This window comes from Streptomyces sp. S186 (assembly GCF_051603415.1).
GTDB lineage: Bacteria > Actinomycetota > Actinomycetes > Streptomycetales > Streptomycetaceae > Streptomyces.
On sequence record NZ_CP193932.1, the window covers coordinates 1,127,177 to 1,144,636 of the forward strand.

Sequence of the window (17,460 nt, forward strand, 5' to 3'; positions counted from 1 at the left end):
TTAGGTGGGGGACGGCAATCCAGCCGCCGCCCCGGAGGGGAGAGGGAAGCGATGTCCGTACGGCCGTCGATATCGGAAGCGGAACTCGAAGCGCACCTGAGCGGTATCTGTTTCAAGACGGGCCCACCGCGCCGCACCGGCGTCGAGATCGAGCTGCTGGTCCACGACGCGCGCAACCCCCGATGTCCGGTCGAAACCGACCGGATGCACCGTGCGGCGGCCGCCCTGCGGGCCCTGCCGCTCACCTCCGCCCTCACCTTCGAACCCGGCGGCCAGCTGGAGCTCAGCTCGCTGCCCGCCCTCTCACTGACCGCCTGCGTAGCGGCGGTCTCCGCCGATCTCGCCCGGGTCCGGCCCGTCCTGCGGGAGTTGGGCCTCGTCCTCGCGGGCCACGGCCACGACCCCTGGCAGCCGCCCCGCCGGGTGCTGACCGCGCCCCGCTACGACGCCATGGAGGCGTACTTCGACCGCCGCGGCCCGGCCGGCCGGTCCATGATGTGCCGCACCGCCTCCGTCCAGGTGTGCCTGGACGCCGGCTACGAGGAGCCGGGGCCGCTGGGGCTGGGCCGGCGGTGGCTGCTGGCGCATCTGCTGGGCGCCGTGCTGGCCGCCGCGTTCGCCAACTCCCCGCTCGCCGAGGGGCGTCCGACCGGCTACCGCACCACCCGCCAGGCGATCTGGGCACGGCTCGACCCGGGCCGCACGCTCGCCCCGCCCCAGGACGTGGAGCCGCGCACCGCGTGGGCCCGCTACGCCCTGGACGCCCCGGTGATGTGCGTCCGGCGCCCGGACGGCCCGTGGGACGCGCCGGCGGGCCTCACCTTCCGCGAGTGGGTGCGCAGTGGCGTGCCGCGCCCTGTGACGCTGGAGGACCTCGACTACCACGTCACCACGCTCTTCCCGCCGGTGCGGCCGCGCGGCCATCTGGAGCTGCGGATGATCGACGCGCAGCCCGGCGCGGACGGGTGGATCGTGCCGCTGGCCGTCACGGCCGCCCTGTTCGACGATCCGGCGGCCGCGGAGTTCGCCTATCGCACCGTCAAACCCCTTGCGGAGACCGCCGGTTGGCACCCGCCTCCGGAGAATCCACTGTGGCGCACCGCGGCCCGGGCCGGGCTCACCGACCCCGAGCTGCACGCCGCCGCGGTCGCCTGCTTCGACGCCGCCCAGGAGGCGCTGCCGCGGCTGGGCGCCACCTTGGAGATCCGGGCCGCGGTCGCGGAGTTCGCCGAGCGCTATGTGGCGCGCGGCAGATGCCCCGCCGACGACCAGCTCGACGCGCTGCGTGGGAAGGACAGCACGTGACCATCGACCCCGAGGCGTTCCGGGAGCGGGCCGCCGCGGCGCTGCTCGCCGCCCGCGACCGCACCCGCCTGCTGACCGAATGCGTGCCGGAGCCCGACCTGGTCGCCCAGCACTCCCCGCTGATGTCGCCGCTGGTGTGGGATCTGGCGCACATCGGCAACCAGGAGGAGCAGTGGCTGCTGCGCGCCGTCGGCGGCCGCGACGCGCTGCGCCCCGACATCGACTCCGTCTACGACGCCTTCGAGCACCCGCGGGCCGCGCGCCCGTCGCTGCCGCTGCTGTCCCCGGGCGAGGCCCACGGCTACGTCGCGGAGGTGCGCGGCCGGGTGCTGGACGTCCTGGAGCGCGCCGAGCTGCACGGCGGCCCGCTGCTGTCGTCGGGTTTCGCCTTCGGGATGATCGCGCAGCACGAACAGCAGCACGACGAAACGATGCTGATCACCCATCAGCTGCGGAAGGGGCCGCCGGTGCTCTCCGCGCCCGAGCCGCCGGCCGCACCCGCAGGACCGCTGCCGCCGGAGGTCCTGATACCCGGCGGGCCGTTCCGGATGGGGACGTCCACCGAGCCCTGGGCGCTGGACAACGAACGCCCCGCGCACCGGCGCATCGTGCCGCCCTTCTTCCTCGACACCACCCCCGTGAGCAACGGCGCCTACCAGCGCTTCATCGAGGACGGCGGCTACGACGAACCGCGCTGGTGGGCCCCGGAGGGCTGGGCGCAGGTGCGCGAACACCGGCTGCGGGCCCCGCTGTTCTGGCGCCGCGAGGGCCGGCAGTGGCTGCGCCGCCGGTTCGGGGTGACCGAGCCGGTGCCGCCGGACGAGCCGGTGCTGCACGTCAGCTGGTACGAGGCGGACGCCTACGCCCGGTGGGCCGGGCGGCGGCTGCCCACGGAGGCCGAGTGGGAGAAGGCGGCCCGCCACGACCCGGCATCCGGGCGGGACCGGCGCTATCCGTGGGGCGACGCGGACCCGTCGCCGGACCGGGCCAACCTCGGCCAGCGGCACCTGCGGCCGGCGCCGGTCGGCAGCTACCCCGGCGGCGCCTCGCCGCTCGGCGTCCGCCAGCTGATCGGCGACGTCTGGGAGTGGACGGGCAGCGACTTCCTGCCGTACCCCGGCTTCGCCGCGTTCCCCTACCGGGAGTACTCCGAGGTGTTCTTCGGCGGTGCGTACAAGGTGCTGCGCGGCGGCTCGTTCGCCGTCGACCCGGTCGCCTGCCGTGGCACCTTCCGCAACTGGGACCTCCCGGTGCGGCGGCAGATCTTCGCCGGGTTCCGCACCGCCCGGGACGCCGAAGCGTCGACCGGGGAGCTGACCTGATGTGCCGTCATCTCGCCTATCTGGGGCCGGAGATACCGTTCGGGCAGGTGGTGCTGGCGCCGCCGTACGGGCTGTACCGGCAGTCCTGGGCGCCGCGCCACCAGCGGCACGGCACGGTCAACGCGGACGGCTTCGGCGTCGGCTGGTACGCGTCCGGCGACCCCGTGCCGGCGCGCTACCGCCGGGCCGGGCCGATCTGGGCCGACGAGCAACTGCCGGATCTGGCCCGGGTGGTCCGCACCGGGGCGCTGCTGGCCGCCGTCCGGGACGCCACGGTGGCCGGTGCGGACGCCGAGGCGGCCGCCGCGCCGTTCGCCACCGGGCGGTACCTCTTCAGCCACAACGGCGCGGTCGCCGGCTGGCCGGACACCCTGGCGGAGCCGGCCGCCGGGCTGCCCGCGGCGGAACTGCTGCGGCTGGCGGCCCGCAGCGACACCGCGTTCCTGTGGGCCCTGGTGCACCACCGGCTGGCCGCCGGCGAGGACCCGGGCCGGGCACTGGCCGGCACGGTCGAGGAGGTCGCCGCGGCGGCCCCCGGCTCGCGGCTCAACCTGCTGCTGACCGACGGCACCACGATCGCCGCCACCACCTGGGGCGACACCCTCTTCCACCGGACCCTCCCCGACGGCGGCCTGGTCGTCGCCTCCGAGCCCTACGACGAATCCCCCCACTGGACCGAGGTCCCCGAGAGCACGCTGCTGCGCGCCACCCGCACCGAGGTCCGACTCACCCCGCTCAAGGAGCCCGCAACGTGAGCCCGCTCAGCATCACCCGCACCCTCCCCGCCGACGCCACCGCGGCCGCGCTGCGCGCCGACGTCGTCGCGGGCCTGTCCCGTACGCCCAAGCAGCTGCCGCCGAAATGGTTCTACGACGCCCGCGGCAGCGAGCTGTTCGACGAGATCACCACCCTGCCCGAGTACTACCCGACCCGTGCGGAGCGTGAGATCCTGCGCGCCACCGCGGACCGGATCGCCGCCGCCACCGGCGCCCGCACCCTGATCGAGCTGGGGTCGGGATCGTCCGACAAGACCCGCCACCTGCTGCGCGCCCTCACCGGGCTGCACACCTATCTGCCGGTCGACGTCAGCGAGTCCGCGCTGCGGGCGGCCGGCGAGGGGCTGCTGGCCGAGCACCCGCAACTGACCGTGCACGCCCTGGTCGCCGACTTCCAGCCGGGCCTGACCCTGCCGGAAACCCCCGGCCCGCGGCTGCTGGCGTTCCTCGGCGGCACCATCGGCAACCTCCTCCCGGACGAGCGGGCCGCGTTCCTGCGCTCCGTGCACGGCCTGCTCGCGCCCGGGGACGCCCTGCTGCTCGGCACCGACCTGGTCAAGGACGAGGACACCCTGGTCGCCGCGTACGACGACGCCCGCGGGGTGACCGCCGCCTTCAACAAGAACGTCCTGGCGGTCATCAACCGCGAGCTGGGCGGTGACTTCGACCCGGCGCAGTTCGACCACGTCGCGCGGTGGAACGCCGCCGAGGAGTGGATCGAGATGCGGCTGCGAGCCCGCACCGAACTGACCGTCAAGGTCCCCGACGTGGACCTCGTCGTGCCGTTCGCGGCCGGCGAGGAGCTGCGCACCGAGGTCTCCGCGAAGTTCCGGGAGGAGGGGGTGCGCGCCGAACTCGCCGCCTCCGGGCTGAAGCTGACCGAGTGGTGGACCGACCGCGCCGGCCGGTTCGCGCTGTCCCTGGCGGTGCGGGTCTGACGGATCCCGTCCGCCGGGTGCCCGGTCCCCCGCCGATGTGGTTCGATGCCCCGATCGCACATCCGTACGGGCTCGACGGAGGGGCAGGGCATGGGCACGGCGCTGGATCGGCGGGGTTTCCTCAGGGGAGCGGCGGGGCTGACGGCCGCCGGGATGCTGGCGGGCGTCGCCGGCGGGACCGCGGCGGCCGCGGCCCCGCCGGCCGTCCCGACGCGGGACTGGATGTCCACGCTCGGCGACGCCATGCCCGTCCAGCGGCTGACCATCCCTGGTACCCACGACTCCGGCGCCCGGATCGGCGGGCCGTGGGTGGCGTGCCAGAACACCTCGGTCGCCGAGCAGCTGGCGTCCGGCATCCGGTTCCTGGACGTCCGCTGCCGGGCCGTCGACGGCGTCTTCGCGATCCACCACGGCGCGTTCTACCAGGAGCTGATGTTCGGCGACGTGCTGAACGCCTGCCGGGACTTCCTGCGGGCGCACCCGTCCGAGACGGTGCTGATGCGGGTCAAGCAGGAATACTCGGAGGTGTCCGCGGCGGAGTTCCGCCGGATCTTCGAAATCTACCTGGACGCCAAGGGCTACCGGCCGCTGTTCCGCCTGGACCCGGGGCTGCCGCGGCTGGGCGAGGCCCGGGGCCGGGTGGTGCTGCTGGCGGACTCGGAGGGGCTGGGCGGGGTGCGGTACGCCGACCCGGCGCTGTTCGACGTCCAGGACGACTACATGGCCGAGCCGATCGGGAAGTACCCCAAGGTCGAGGCGCAGTTCCGCAAGGCGGTCGGGCAGCCCGGCAAGCTCCTCGTCAACTACGTCTCGACCGCCGCGCTGCTGCCGCCGCGGTCCAACGCCGACCGGCTCAACCCGCGGGTCAGGGAGCTGCTGGAAGGGGAGGGCAGCGCCTGGCGGGGGCTGGGCATCGTCCCGATGGACTTCCCCGACGAGTACGGGATGGCCGGGACCCTGATCCGGCACAACCTGGCCGGACTCGCTCATCCAGGGCGCTTCTGACGGATCTCCGTGGCGTCGGAAGCGCCCCGGTCGTCACTCCGCCGGCTCAGGCGCACACGTGATCGGCCGTCGAACCGAACCACTACCCGCCGCTGTGCATCAGACTGGTTGAAATGTCTGGTTCCGGCGCTGCCCCGCCCGCACGACGACGGGCGGTGCGGCGGCGCCGGCTGAAGCGGCAAGGCGGCACCTGGTGGAGACGAGCGAACGCGAGCCCGGGGCGGCGGCGCAGGACGGGCCGCGGGCGGCCGGTCCCGCGGCCGAGTGGCGAGGGTCCGGCGGGCCGGTGCGCACCGGCCGGGCCCGCGCCGGGGTGCCGCTGCGGGTGACCGCGGCGCTCGGGCTGGTGACGGTCGTCGTGGGCGGGGCGGCGCTGGCGCTGAAGTCGGTGCGTCAGGACCCGTACGTGGCGCCCGGGGACCCGGTCACCGGGACGTATCTCGCCTCGCGGGCGGCCGGCGACCGGGCCGCCGCCGCGGTGCTGGCCGGCCCGTACCGCGAGGAGCCGGGGGCGCCGCCGGCCGTCGCCGCGCGGACGGCCGGCGGCGCCCCGGCCCCGCTGCCCGTCTCCCGGCCGCTGGTGGCCGGCCCGGCGGCCCCGGCGCCGGCGGTCGGTGCGCTGTTCTCCCCCGGTGACGACGGCGAGACCGGCCACTACTGCACGGCGAGCGTGGTGCACTCCCCCGCCGGGAACCTCGTCGCCACCGCCGCGCACTGCGTCCACGACGGCGGCTTCCGTACCCGGCTGGTGTTCGCGCCCGGCCTGCACGACGGGATCGCGCCGTACGGGCTGTGGGTGCCGACCCGGATCGACGTGGACCCGCGGTGGATCGCCGACCGGGACCCGGACCACGACGTGGCGTTCCTCCGGGTGCGCCGGCACGGCGGTACGGACCAGCGCATCGAGGACGTCACCGGCGCCGAGCGGATCCGGTTCGACGCCCCGCCCGGGCGGCCGGCGCAGCTGACCGGCTACCCGGCCGACAGCGACACCCCCGTCACCTGCCGGCACACCGCCGACGCCGAGGGGCCCGGGCAGGTGCGCTTCCCGTGCGCCGGTTTCCCGACCGGGACCAGCGGCGGCCCGCTGCTCACCGACATCGATCCGGCGACCGGCACCGGCACGCTGATCGGGGTGATCGGCGGCCAGGACGAGGGCGGTGACGACAACACCTCGTACAGCAGCCGCTTCGGGGCGGAGGTGGCGGCGCTGTACCGGCGGGCCGTCCGGGGTGAGCCGGCGGCCGGCAGGTAGCGGGCCGGTCAGGCGCCGCCGCGCGGGAGGACCGTGCGCAGGACGGACGGCAGCGGGTACCAGTCGGCGGTGGCGAAACTGGCGTGGGCGGCGGCGAGTTTGCCGACCCGGGCCAGGGCGTCCGCCTCGGTGGGGTGCGTGGGGTCCAGGGCCGGCGGGACCTTGTGGGCGTCGGTCATGACGAGCAGGTAGTGGCGGGTGTCGTACCAGGAGGTGTCGATGGTGCCGTCGAGGTACGTGGCCGCGTCGCCGTCGAAGACCACGAACCAGGGGCGCAGGGCCGGGTCGGCGTAGCGGTCGCGGGGGTCGCCGGGCGCGGCGCCGTGGACGGCGGGGAAGGCGGTCGCCCGGCGCAACTTCCCCTGTGCGGCGAGGTCCTTGAGGTGGCCGGCGTACTCCACGTCCGTCCAGAGCTTGTCGAGCGGGTTGTGCTCCTCGACGGTGCCCGGTATCAGCTCGAAGAGGAACTTGCCGGCCAGGGCGGTGCGCGGGGGCCAGCCGCCGGCCCGGACCGCCTCGTCGAGGGTGGCGTGGCCGGCCGCCAGGTCGCCGGGGCCGTAGACCGCGTCGCCGAGCTTCTGGCGTATAAGGGCGTCGAATTCGGCCGGTCCGCGGCCCCCCTTGGCGTTGAAGCCGTCCTTCATCTCGATCTTGACGAGGATCGGGCGGTGGTCGGGGTGGGCGTCGTGCCAGGCACGCATGTCGGCGAGGCAGCCGGCGAGGTCCTGGTTGCGGTCCTTGGTGCGCAGTTCGGCGGCGGTGGTGGCGCCGACGCAGTTGTTGCTGTTGCCGAGCGGGTTGCTGTGCGAGACCCGCCAGCTGCCGCCGAGGCCGTTGGTCCAGACGTCCACCTCGACGAGTGCGGCACCGGAGTCCAACGCGTCGGCGAAGTACGGGTACTTGGCCTTGTCGTAGGAGTTGTGGACGCCGACCGCCGTGCTGGTGTCGTAGGTGCCGGTGGCGGCCGTCGCGGCGGCTGCCGCCGTGCCGGACTCCGCTCCCGCCGGTCCGGTCGCCGCGATCACCGCCGCCGCCGCGACCGCGACCGTTCCCGCACACCGCTTCCTTTTCATGTGCCCCGCTTTCCCCTGGTGTCCTGCTGGTCGGTCAGCAGCGTACGGGAGTTGGCGGCGGGCGGGCGGAACGGGAGCGGGCACGATACGGTCAGCGACGCGAACGATCAACGAAAGGTGTGCGGATGCGGAACCGGGGGAGCGGCGAGACCGCCTCGAAGGGACTGTCGTGGGCGGCGGCGGTGCTGACGGGCACGGTCGCCCTCTACATCACGCTGGTGGCCTTCGGCAACATCACCGACTTCGGCACCAACCAGCAGTACGTCCAGCATGTGCTGGCGATGGACACCACCTTCCACGACCCCGACCTGATGTGGCGGGCCATCACCTCGCCGGCGCTGCAGAACGCCGCGTATGTGGCGGTGATCGGGTGGGAGTCGGTGTCGGCGCTGCTGCTGCTCGCGGCCACCGCGCTGTGGGCGCTGCGGGGCCGGGTCGGCGGTGCCGGGCGGGCGCGGGGGCTGGCCACCGCGGGACTGCTGATGATGATGGTGCTGTTCGGTGCCGGCTTCTGGGCCATCGGCGGCGAGTGGTTCGCCATGTGGCAGTCGAAGCAGTGGAACGGCGTGGAGGCCGCGGTGCGGAACTTCCTGATGACCGGTGTGGTGCTGCTGGTGGTGCAGCTGTCGGGGGCGCCGGGACGGCAGCCCGGGCCGGTGCGCGCGGAGGACACCGCCGACGCGAACGACCCTGCCGGCGCCTAGGAATCGGCGAGCGGCGGCGGGTGCGGACCTCGCGCACCCGCCGCCGCGGTTTTGTGGGGTGTCAGCCCGCCGCGTACACGTCCTCGATGTAGCGTCCGGCGGCGGTCAGTTCGCGCAGCCACGCCTCCGACTCCTGTTCACCGGCGCCGGTGGCGGCCCGGTGCACCGCGCGGAAGGCGTCCCGCACGCCGGGCGCCATCCGGCTGCCGTCACCGCAGACGTAGACCCGGGCACCGGCCCGCAGCAGCTCCCACACCTCGGCTGCCTCCGCCTCGATCCGGTGCTGGACGAAGCGGTGGCCGCGCTCGGGGCGGGCGCTGAAGACGGGGTGGACGGCGAGCGCGCCGGCCCGCTCGGCGGCCGCGAACTCCGCCGCGTGCAGGAAGTCGCCGTCGGGGTCGTCGCAGCCGAAGTAGAGCCGGGCCGGGGTGGTGCGGCCGGCCGCGACGCGGTCGGCGACGGCACCGCGGAACGGCGCGAGACCGGTGCCGGCGGCGACCATGATGACCGGGGTGTCGTCGGCCGGGTCGAGGCGGAATGCCTCCCGGCACGGCTGGACCCGGGCCAGCAGGGTGTCACCGGGGCGCAGGGTGTGCAGATGGGTCGAGCCGGTGCCGCCGGGCAGCAGGGAGACCATCAGGTCGGCGTGCCGGGGATCGGCGGCGGGCGACGAGGACAGCGAGTAGTGGCGGGTGCGCAGCGGCGGCAGCAGCTCCAGGACCACCGGCCAGGGCAGTGCGCCGCGCAGCGCGGGGTGCGTCTCGATCAGCTCGACGAGGGTGCGCGGGTCGCCCTCGGGGAGGTTCTCCAGGGCGTGCCGCTCGGGCGGGCAGGGGTTGTGGGCGGCCAGCAGGTCGAGCTGCGCACGCGTCGGCCGGGCACCCAACTCCAGGTGATGAGTGAGGAGTTGACGTATCGTCAGGGGCCGGTCCACGGGGAGTGTGTCGCGGGCCGGGCGGCCCGTGGGCGGGCGGAGCGCCAGTACGGTGTCCAGGTCGGCGCCGAGCGCCCGGGCGGCGCGGGCGACCGCCTCCGGGGTGTTGGCCGGCAGCACGGCGAGGTGGTCGCCGGTGCGGTAGGAGACCCCGTCCGGCAGCGCCAGGCGCAGGAAGCGTTTGGGGCGCGGCCAGCCCTCGGCGGTCAGGTCGTGGGCCTCGGTGACGGTCATCGGGACGAGGTCGTGCCGGGCGGCGAGCGCGTCGAGCGGGCCACCGGTGAGGGCGGTGACGGTGTAGCCGGTGTCGTCGGCCCCGGCGGAGCCGGAGCCCGGGTCGCCGACGGTGGCCGGGTCGCCGTAGCGGATCAGCAGCTCGGTGCGCAGGGCGGCGCCGAACTCCTTGACGGTCGCGGTGAGATCGCCGGAGGCGTCGGCCTCGGCACGGGGCAGCAGCCGCTCGCCGCCGAGCGCGGCCAGCCGGTCGTCGAGGAGAGTGGGGACCTGCTGGTAGGTGGCGGCCCAGTTGCGGTCGCCGACGCCCAGCACGGCGTAGCGGACCCCGGCCGCGGCGCCCTCGGGCGCGGTGCCGAGCCAGGCGGTGAACGCGGTGGCGTCGTCGGTCGGCCGGCCGTTGTAGGAGGCGGCGACGATGACGACGGGGCGGTCGGCGGGCAGGCCGCCGGCGTGCGCGTTCAGCGGCGCGACCTCGGTGGCGAAGCCCAGCGCGGTGGCCTCGTCGGCGAGCCGCTCGGCGAACTCCCGGCAGGTGCCGTAGTTGGTGCCGTGCAGCAGGAGCAGCCCGGTGTCCTGCGGGACGCGGGTGGGCAGGCCGTCGGCGGGCGCGGCGCCGGTGGCGTCGTCCGCCGCGGGGCCGCCGGGCAGCACGGCCGCCGCGGCGCGCACCGCGGCCCGGTCGGCGGGGGTGCGCGGGGCGAGGGCGAGGGTGAAGCCCTCGGGCTTGAGGGTGAGGGTCTCCTTGACGCGGAGCCGGTAGCCGGTGTGGTCGATCAGCCGGTAGCGGTGCACCAGCAGCGCCAGCAGCATGGTGGCCTCGTGCAGCGCGAACTGCCGCCCGATGCAGGCGCGTTCGCCGGTCCCGAAGGGCTTGTAGGCGTGCGGGGAGCGAGCCGCCTCGGCCTGCGGGGTGAAGCGGAACGGGTCGAACGCCTCGGGGTTGTCGCCCCAGACCGGGTCGCGGTGGAGCATCGGCGTGAGGACGGTGACCTGTTCGCCGGCGGCGACCGGGTAGCGGCCGCCGATCACCGTGTCGGTGCGGGCCTGGCGGGTGAAGGCGGCGGCGGTCGGCCACAGCCGCAGCGTCTCGTTGAGGACCTGGCGGGTGAACGGCAGCCGGCCGATGTCCTCGAAGGAGGGGTCCGGGTCGGGGTCGTCGCCCCACAGCTCGTCCGCCTCGCGCTGCGCCAGCCGCAGCGCGACCGGGTCCTTCAGGAGGTGGTGGAGGGCGAAGGAGAGCGCGCCGGAGGTGGTCTCGTGGCCGGCGATCAGGAAGGTGATGACCTGGTTGCGGATGTTGGCGAGGTCCAGGACCGGCCCCTGGTGGGCGGCGTCGCCCTCCGTGGCGGTGAGCATCAGGCCCAGCAGGTCGTCGGCGCGCCGGTCGCCGCCGGCCGTGCGGGCCGCGATCACCTCGTCGACGACCGACGCGAGGTAGTCGGCGTCCGCGCGGAACGCCGCGTCGGCGGCCGAGTGGTCGGTGCCCGGCTGCCGGGCGAACCTGGTCATGCTCCATTCCAGGCAGCGCACCATCGCCTCGACGAAGGGGTGCGGGGTGTCCCGGGAGAACGACTCGAAGTCGAAGCCGAAGCCGGCCAGTCCGATGGTGTCCAGCGTCATCCGGGTCATGTCGTCGGCGACCTCGACGGGGCGGCCCTCGGCCATCCGCCGGTCCCAGGAGGCCATCACCCGGCGGGCGACCTTCAGCATCGCCGGGTGGTAGGTCCGCATCGAGCCCAGCGCGAAGGCCGGCATCAGCAGTTCGTGCGCCCTGGCCCAGTTGGGCTCGTCGTTGTAGGCGGTGAACAGACCGTCACCGGCGAACTCCCGTACGTCCTCCAGGACCACCGAGACGCCCTTGGCGAAGCGGGTCTCGTCGGCGACCTCGGTGACCAGGTCGAGGGAGGAGAGGAACAGCGTCTCGCGCGCACCGAACTTGCGCTTGAAGGCCGGGCCGTGGATCCGGGCGAGGTCCATGGCCTGCTGGATGGGGGTGTTGCTGATCCCGGTCGCCGTGAGGTCGGCGACCGGAGCGCCGGCGCCGGCGGCACGGTCGCCCGTCTGGGGCGCGATGGTGTCGGTCATGACTCCAGCGTGACCGGCCCGGCGGCCACTCCCGGCCGGAGAAACTGCATGATTGTGCAGTGGATTGTCGCCACGGATACTTGCGCGCGGGAAGCGGATGAGGCAGGGGCGGCCGGCGGCACGGGAGAAAGGGCGGAAAGCGGGCGATGGGCGGCGCGGCGTGCGGCGGGGCACCGGAGGACGGCGGGGGCGCGGACCGGGAGCGTCCGGCACCGTTGCCCGGCCCGCCCGCGGCCGGCCCCTACCGCGACTACTTCGTGATGCTGCTGTACCGGATCCCCACCCCGATCGCGGTGTGCCGGGCCGACGGCGAGGTGCTGATCGCCAACCCGGCGATGGCGGCGCAGTGGGGCGCGGTCCCCGGGCAGCTGCGCGGCCGCAATCTGCTGGACCGCTTCCGGCCCCGCGACCGGGCACAGGTCGCCCGGGTCATGGAGGCGCTGCGGCTGGGCCGCCGGTCCCGCTATCCGGTCGAGGTGCGCTGGCGGACCGGGCCCGGCGCACCGGAGCGGCAGGGCGAGCTGACGATCGATCCGGTCGGCGACCCGTCCGCGGAGCCGCCGGCGCTGCTGGCCCTGCTGCGGGTGCACGAGCCCGCCGCGGCGCCGCCCGCGCCGCGCGCCGCCACCAGCCCCGTGGAGGCCCGCATCCTGGCGCTGGCGGCCGGCGGGGCGACCACCGCATCGATCGGCGGCACGCTGGGCCTGACCGTCGACGGCGTGAACTACCACCTCACCCGGCTGGCCCGGCGCTGGCGCGTCCAGGGCCGCACCGCGCTGGTGGCCAGGGCCTATGTGCTGGGGGTGCTCGACCCGGACCGCTGGCCGCCGGCGCCCGCGGAGCCCGGGGACGGCGACGGGCACGCCCCCGGCCCGTGAGTCCGGTGGCACGGGTGTGCGGATAACCTCGCTGCTGTGGAGGACAACGAGGACAACGCAGCCGCGCCGTTCGAGCGCGGAACGGACGGCCCGAAGGTCATCGTCGTCGGCGTCGACGGCTCCGACTCGTCCTGGCGCGCCGCGGCGTACGCGGCCGGACTGGCGCGGCGGCAGGGCTCGAAGCTGGTGCTGGTCTACGTCCAGCCGGTGCTGGCCACCGGGGCCGCGCTGGGCGCACCGGTCATGGACGCCACCGGCGAGGTCGCCGAGGAGCTGATGGCCGAGATCCGCGAGGCCACCGAGCGGGTGGACGGGATGTACCACCTGCGGTGGGAGTTCCACACCCTGCGCGGGGACCCGTACAACGGCATGGTGCAGATGGCCGACGAGCTCAAGGCGGACGCGGTGGTGGTCGGCGCCTCGGAGTCGGCCGGGCACCGGATCATGGGCTCGGTCGCGGTCCGCCTGGTGAAGGCCGGCCGGTGGCCGGTCACGGTGGTCCCGTAGGGCGCTCGGCCCGCGTCCGGCTCCGCTGGTGGGCCGGGCCGGGCTGAGGCACGGTGGAGGGTGGACGGGCGGAGCGCCGCCCCGGCGAGGGAGACCACCGTGACCGACCGCACCTATCGCGTGAGCGAGATCGTGGGGACGTCCCAGCAGAGCGTGGACGCCGCGATCCAGAACGGCATCAAGCGCGCCTCCGAAACCCTGCGCAATCTCGACTGGTTCGAGATCACGCAGGTCCGCGGCCATCTCGTCGAGGGCCGGATCGACCATTACCAGGTCGGCCTGAAGGTCGGTTTCCGGCTGGAGGACGCGGGCTGAAGCCTCCGGGGCCGAATGGGCCCCCGCCGCCGCGTCGCCTTCGTACGGCGCCGCGGGCGGTCCATGATGATCCGCCGTCGGACCACGACGGGCACGTACCGAGCGTACGGAGGGATCACCCATGGCACGCCTGCTGCGCGCGGGAGAAGGCGTCTGGCGCCGTAAACCCATCGAGCACATCGAGGAGCCGGAGGGCACCGCGGCCCAGCAGCTCACCCGCGAGCTGGGGCTGTGGCAGCTGACCGCGATCGGGGTGGGCGGGATCATCGGCGCCGGCATCTTCACGCTGGCCGGCACCGTCGCCCATGAGAAGGCCGGCCCCGCGGTGCTGATCTCCTTCCTCGTCGCGGGCGTGGCCAGCGCCGCGGCGGCCTTCTCGTACGCCGAGTTCGCCGGGCTGATCCCGAAGGCCGGCTCGGCCTACACCTACGGCTACGCGGTGCTGGGCGAACTCGCCGGCTGGTTCATCGGCTGGGACCTGCTGCTGGAGTACACCGCGATCGTGGCGGTGGTCGCGATCGGCATCTCCGGCTACTTCGCCTTCCTGCTCGGCGAGTCGGGCGCCGAGCTGCCGCGGTGGATGCTGGGCGCGCCGGGCACCGGCCCCGGGCACCGGGTGGACCTCTTCGCGGCGGTGCTGTGCCTGCTGATCGCGTATCTGCTGACGTTGGGCATCAAGAACGCCGCGCGGTTCGAGACGTTCGTGGTCGGGCTGAAGGTGCTGGTGGTCCTGGTCGTCGTCGGGGTCGGCTTCCTGCACGTCGACACCGCCAACTACCGGCCCTTCTTCCCGTTCGGGGTGAGCGGCGCGTTCACCGGCGCGGCCACCGTCTTCTTCGCGGTCTTCGGCTACGACGCGATGAGCACCGCCGCCGAGGAGTCCCGGGACGCCCAGCGCCACATGCCCCGGGCCATCCTGTACTCGCTGGCCGTCTCCATGGTGCTGTACGTGCTGGCCTGCCTGGTGCTGACGGGCATGCAGAACTACCGGCACATCGACCCGGAGAGCGGTTTCTCCAGCGCGTTCAAGTCGGTCGGGCTGGACGCGCTGGCGGACGTGATCGCGGTCGGCGCGATCATCGGCATCCTGACGGTGATGTTCACCTTCATGCTGGGGGTGACCCGGGTGTGGTTCTCGATGAGCCGTGACGGGCTGCTGCCCAGGTGGTTCGCGAAGACCAGCGCCACCCACCACGTGCCGGTGCGGGTCACCTGGATCGTCGGGGTGGCGTCCGCCCTGATCGCGGGCTTCCTGCCGATCGGCGAGGCCGCCGAACTGACCAACATCGGGATCCTGTTGGCCTTCGTGGTGGTGTGCGTCTCGGTGATCGTGCTCCGCTACAAGCGCCCCGAACTGCCCCGCACCTTCCGCACGCCGGGCATGCCGGTGGTCCCGGCGATCGGGGTGTGCTTCTCGCTGTGGCTGATCACCTTCCTGGAGTGGCAGACCTGGGTGCGCTTCGCGGTGTGGTTCCTGGTCGGCCTGGTCGTCTACTTCTCGTACTCCTACCGGAAGTCGGCGCTGGCGACGGCGGAGGGGACGGCGGCGGAGCGGGGGTGACGGGGCAGGGGCCGGGCGGAGGGGGCCGGACCGGGCTGGACGGGTCGGTCGCCGGTGGGTCCTGCGGGGGCGCAACGGGAGTGCAGGAGTGGCGCGTTGGCGCATCAGTGCCCCTTGACGCGCCGGTGCGCGGGCCGAAGAATGAGGCCGCTCTGACAACGTTGTCGGCCCTTCCGGAGGTCTGCCCATGCCCTGGACCCGACGCAGCCGGCCGCGTACCGCGGGCGCGGCGGTGGCGGCCGTGCTCCTCGGGAGCGTGCTCACCGCCCCGGCCGCGGGCGCCGCCACATCCGACGCGGGGGCCGGGCCGCCCGGCGGCCACCTCACCGACCTCGTCAACCCCTTCATCGGCAGCCGGAACGAGGGCAACACCTACCCCGGGGCCGCAGTGCCGTTCGGCATGGTGCAGCTCTCCCCCGACACCGGACACACCACCGGCTACGACTATGACGACCACCGCATCCGCGGCTTCAGCGCGGTGCACGTCTCCGGCGTCGGCTGCGGGCTGGGCGGCGACCTGCCGGTGCTGCCGACCACGGGCGACATCACCGAGACCGACTACGCGAAGTACGCCGCCGCGTACACGCATGACGGCGAGTCGGCCCGGCCCGGCGCCTACCGCGTCCGACTGACCTCGTACGGCGGGATCACCGCCGAGCTGACCGCGACCGCCCGCACCGGCCGGCAGCGCTACACCTTCCCGGCCACCGACAAGGCCAATGTGCTGCTCGACGCCGGCCAGTCGCTGCACAAGACGGTCGCCACCCGCGTCGAGGTGCTGGACTCCCGCACCGTGCGCACCACGATCACCGGCCGCGGCTTCTGCCGGGACACCCGTCCGTACACGCTGTACACCCTGACCCGCTTCGACCGGCCGTTCACCGCGTACGGGACCTGGCGCGGCGACACCGTGACGCCCGGATCGCGGGACTCCACCGCGCCCGGCCGGCACGGCGCCTACGTCCGCTTCGACACCCGCCGGGACCGCGTCGTGACGGCCACCACCGCGCTGAGCTACGTGGACGCGGCCGGCGCGGCCCGCAACCTCGCGGCGGAGGGCGGGAGTTCCTTCGACCGGGCCAGGGCGGCGGCGGACGCGGCCTGGGAGCGGCGGCTGCGCGTGGTGCGCGTCCGGGGCGGGGACCGGACGCTGCGCCGGACCTTCTACTCCTCGCTCTACCGGTCGTTCCTCGCCCCGAACACCGGCACCGACGTGGACGGCCGCTACACCGGCTGGGACCAGCGCCCGCACCGGGCAAGGGGGTTCACCTACTATCAGAACTGGTCGCTGTGGGACACCTACCGCACCCAGACCCAGCTGCTGTCGCTGCTCGCGCCGCGGGAGGCGCGCGACATGGCGCTGTCGGTGCTGCGCATCGGCAAGGAGGGCGGCTGGCTGCCCAAGTGGGGCGCCGGCACCGTCGAGACCAACATCATGACCGGCGATCCGGTGACCCCGTTCCTCACCAACGCCTACCGGCAGAGGCTGCTGACGGGCCACGAGGAGGAGGCGTACGCGGCGCTGCGGAAGAACGCCGACGGGGTGCCGCCGGCCGCCTCCCCCGCCGTCGGCCGGGAGGCCAACCCCGCGTATATCGCGCACGGTTATGTGCCGTACCTCAAGGGCCGCCCGCACACCAAGCCCGGGGACTCCGACTTCGACCACGGAGCGTCGGCGACGCTGGAGTACGCCCTGTCGGACGCCATGCTGGCACAGCTGGCACACGACCTGGGGCATCGCGCGGACGCCGAGCGGTACGCGGCCCGGGCGCTCAACTACCGCAAGATCTTCGACCGTTCCACCGGCTTCTTCCGGGCCCGGGACGCCTCGGGGGCCTTCACCGGCCCCGCCGAACCGGCCCGGAGCGAGGGCTTCCACGAGGGCACGGCCTGGCAGTACCAGTGGCTGGTGCCGCAGGACCTGCCGGGGATGATGGCGCTGATCGGCGGCCGGCAACGGACCACGGACCGGCTGGACTCCTTCTTCGCCTACCGGAAGTTGCTCGCGGACCCGGCGAGGACCGCCCGCGAGGTGTGGGTGAACGGGCCCTACGACTACGACAACGCCGACAAGTACAACCCGCAGAACGAGCCCGACCTGATCGCCCCGTACACCTATCTCTCCACCGGTGAGCCCTGGAAGACCACGGACGTGGTGCACGCCGCGCTGACCCTCTTCACCGACGGCCCGGGCGGGATGACCGGCAACGACGATCTGGGCACCATGTCGGCGTGGATGGTGCTCTCGTCGATCGGCGTGTTCCCCGTCCAGCCGGGCACCGACACCTGGGGCCTGAGCACTCCGGTCTTCGACCGGGTGGAACTGGCCCTGGACCGGCGGTACTTCCCCGGGGGACGGTTCACCATCGAGGCTCCGGGCACCTCGTCCGCCCGCCGCTACATCCGGTCCGTACGGCTGGACGGCGTGCCCCGGGACCGGACCTATCTGACCACCGCCGAGCTGCGCGCCGGCCGTGAACTGGCCTTCTCCGTCGGGCCGGAGCCGTCCCGCTGGGGCACCGGCGAGCGGGCGGCCCCGCCGCCGGTGGGGACGCCGGGGGCGCT

Annotated in this window: 13 protein-coding genes and 1 pseudogene; 12 read left to right on the forward strand and 2 right to left on the reverse strand. The window is 74.2% G+C overall.

Annotation, left to right across the window (positions count from 1 at the left end; translation table 11 throughout):
* The first annotated feature begins 51 nt into the window (after positions 1–51).
* The 6 genes from egtA (at position 52) to ACRAS8_RS04995 (ending at position 6,601) form a co-directional block, all read left to right on the forward strand.
* The gene (gene egtA, locus ACRAS8_RS04970; RefSeq protein ID WP_438484551.1) at positions 52–1,305 is read left to right on the forward strand and encodes an ergothioneine biosynthesis glutamate--cysteine ligase EgtA; all 1,254 of its coding nucleotides are present in this window, start codon (positions 52–54) and stop codon (positions 1,303–1,305) included.
* The gene (egtB, locus tag ACRAS8_RS04975) at positions 1,302–2,627 is read left to right on the forward strand and encodes an ergothioneine biosynthesis protein EgtB (protein ID WP_438484552.1); all 1,326 of its coding nucleotides are present in this window, start codon (positions 1,302–1,304) and stop codon (positions 2,625–2,627) included. Before egtA ends, egtB begins: the two co-directional genes overlap by 4 nt.
* Positions 2,627–3,382, forward strand: a complete 756-nt coding sequence (gene egtC, locus ACRAS8_RS04980; protein WP_438484553.1) for an ergothioneine biosynthesis protein EgtC — start codon at positions 2,627–2,629, stop codon at positions 3,380–3,382. The genes egtB and egtC overlap by 1 nt, the downstream gene beginning before the upstream one ends.
* Positions 3,379–4,341, forward strand: coding sequence for an L-histidine N(alpha)-methyltransferase (egtD, locus tag ACRAS8_RS04985; RefSeq protein WP_438484554.1), 963 nt, complete (start codon positions 3,379–3,381; stop codon positions 4,339–4,341). The genes egtC and egtD overlap by 4 nt, the downstream gene beginning before the upstream one ends.
* Positions 4,342–4,431: 90 nt before the next feature.
* The gene (locus tag ACRAS8_RS04990) at positions 4,432–5,346 is read left to right on the forward strand and encodes a phosphatidylinositol-specific phospholipase C (protein WP_438490345.1); all 915 of its coding nucleotides are present in this window, start codon (positions 4,432–4,434) and stop codon (positions 5,344–5,346) included.
* A gap of 193 nt (positions 5,347–5,539) precedes the next feature.
* Complete coding sequence (locus tag ACRAS8_RS04995; RefSeq protein ID WP_438484555.1) at positions 5,540–6,601, forward strand: trypsin-like serine peptidase; 1,062 nt, start codon at positions 5,540–5,542, stop codon at positions 6,599–6,601.
* An 8-nt stretch (positions 6,602–6,609) separates the two neighbouring features.
* On the opposite strand, the gene ACRAS8_RS05000 is transcribed toward ACRAS8_RS04995, so the two are convergent.
* On the reverse strand, positions 6,610–7,674 hold the full coding sequence (locus tag ACRAS8_RS05000) for a phosphatidylinositol-specific phospholipase C domain-containing protein (RefSeq protein ID WP_438484556.1): 1,065 nt from the start codon (positions 7,672–7,674) through the stop codon (positions 6,610–6,612).
* Between the two features lie 125 nt (positions 7,675–7,799).
* On the opposite strand from ACRAS8_RS05000, the gene ACRAS8_RS05005 reads away from it, so the two are divergent.
* Positions 7,800–8,378 (forward strand): DUF2165 domain-containing protein, encoded by a 579-nt coding sequence (locus tag ACRAS8_RS05005; RefSeq protein ID WP_438484557.1) that lies wholly within the window; start codon positions 7,800–7,802, stop codon positions 8,376–8,378.
* A 61-nt stretch (positions 8,379–8,439) separates the two neighbouring features.
* On the opposite strand, the gene ACRAS8_RS05010 is transcribed toward ACRAS8_RS05005, so the two are convergent.
* On the reverse strand, positions 8,440–11,634 hold the full coding sequence (locus ACRAS8_RS05010) for a cytochrome P450 (protein WP_438484558.1): 3,195 nt from the start codon (positions 11,632–11,634) through the stop codon (positions 8,440–8,442).
* Positions 11,635–11,780: 146 nt separating this feature from the next.
* On the opposite strand from ACRAS8_RS05010, the gene ACRAS8_RS05015 reads away from it, so the two are divergent.
* From ACRAS8_RS05015 to ACRAS8_RS05035, 5 genes and pseudogenes are all read left to right on the forward strand, one after another.
* Positions 11,781–12,512: a PAS domain-containing protein gene (locus ACRAS8_RS05015; RefSeq protein ID WP_438484559.1), complete on the forward strand. Its 732-nt coding sequence runs from the start codon at positions 11,781–11,783 to the stop codon at positions 12,510–12,512.
* Positions 12,513–12,548: 36 nt separating this feature from the next.
* Entirely contained in the window at positions 12,549–13,019 is a 471-nt protein-coding gene (locus ACRAS8_RS05020; RefSeq protein ID WP_438484560.1) for a universal stress protein, read from the forward strand.
* A 99-nt stretch (positions 13,020–13,118) separates the two neighbouring features.
* Positions 13,119–13,334, forward strand: a complete 216-nt coding sequence (locus tag ACRAS8_RS05025; RefSeq protein WP_438484561.1) for a dodecin — start codon at positions 13,119–13,121, stop codon at positions 13,332–13,334.
* Between the two features lie 121 nt (positions 13,335–13,455).
* Positions 13,456–14,895 (forward strand): amino acid permease, encoded by a 1,440-nt coding sequence (locus ACRAS8_RS05030; RefSeq protein WP_438484562.1) that lies wholly within the window; start codon positions 13,456–13,458, stop codon positions 14,893–14,895.
* A gap of 187 nt (positions 14,896–15,082) precedes the next feature.
* Positions 15,083–17,443 (forward strand): annotated as a pseudogene (locus tag ACRAS8_RS05035) (GH92 family glycosyl hydrolase); the annotation flags it as partial.
* Positions 17,444–17,460 lie beyond the last annotated feature (17 nt).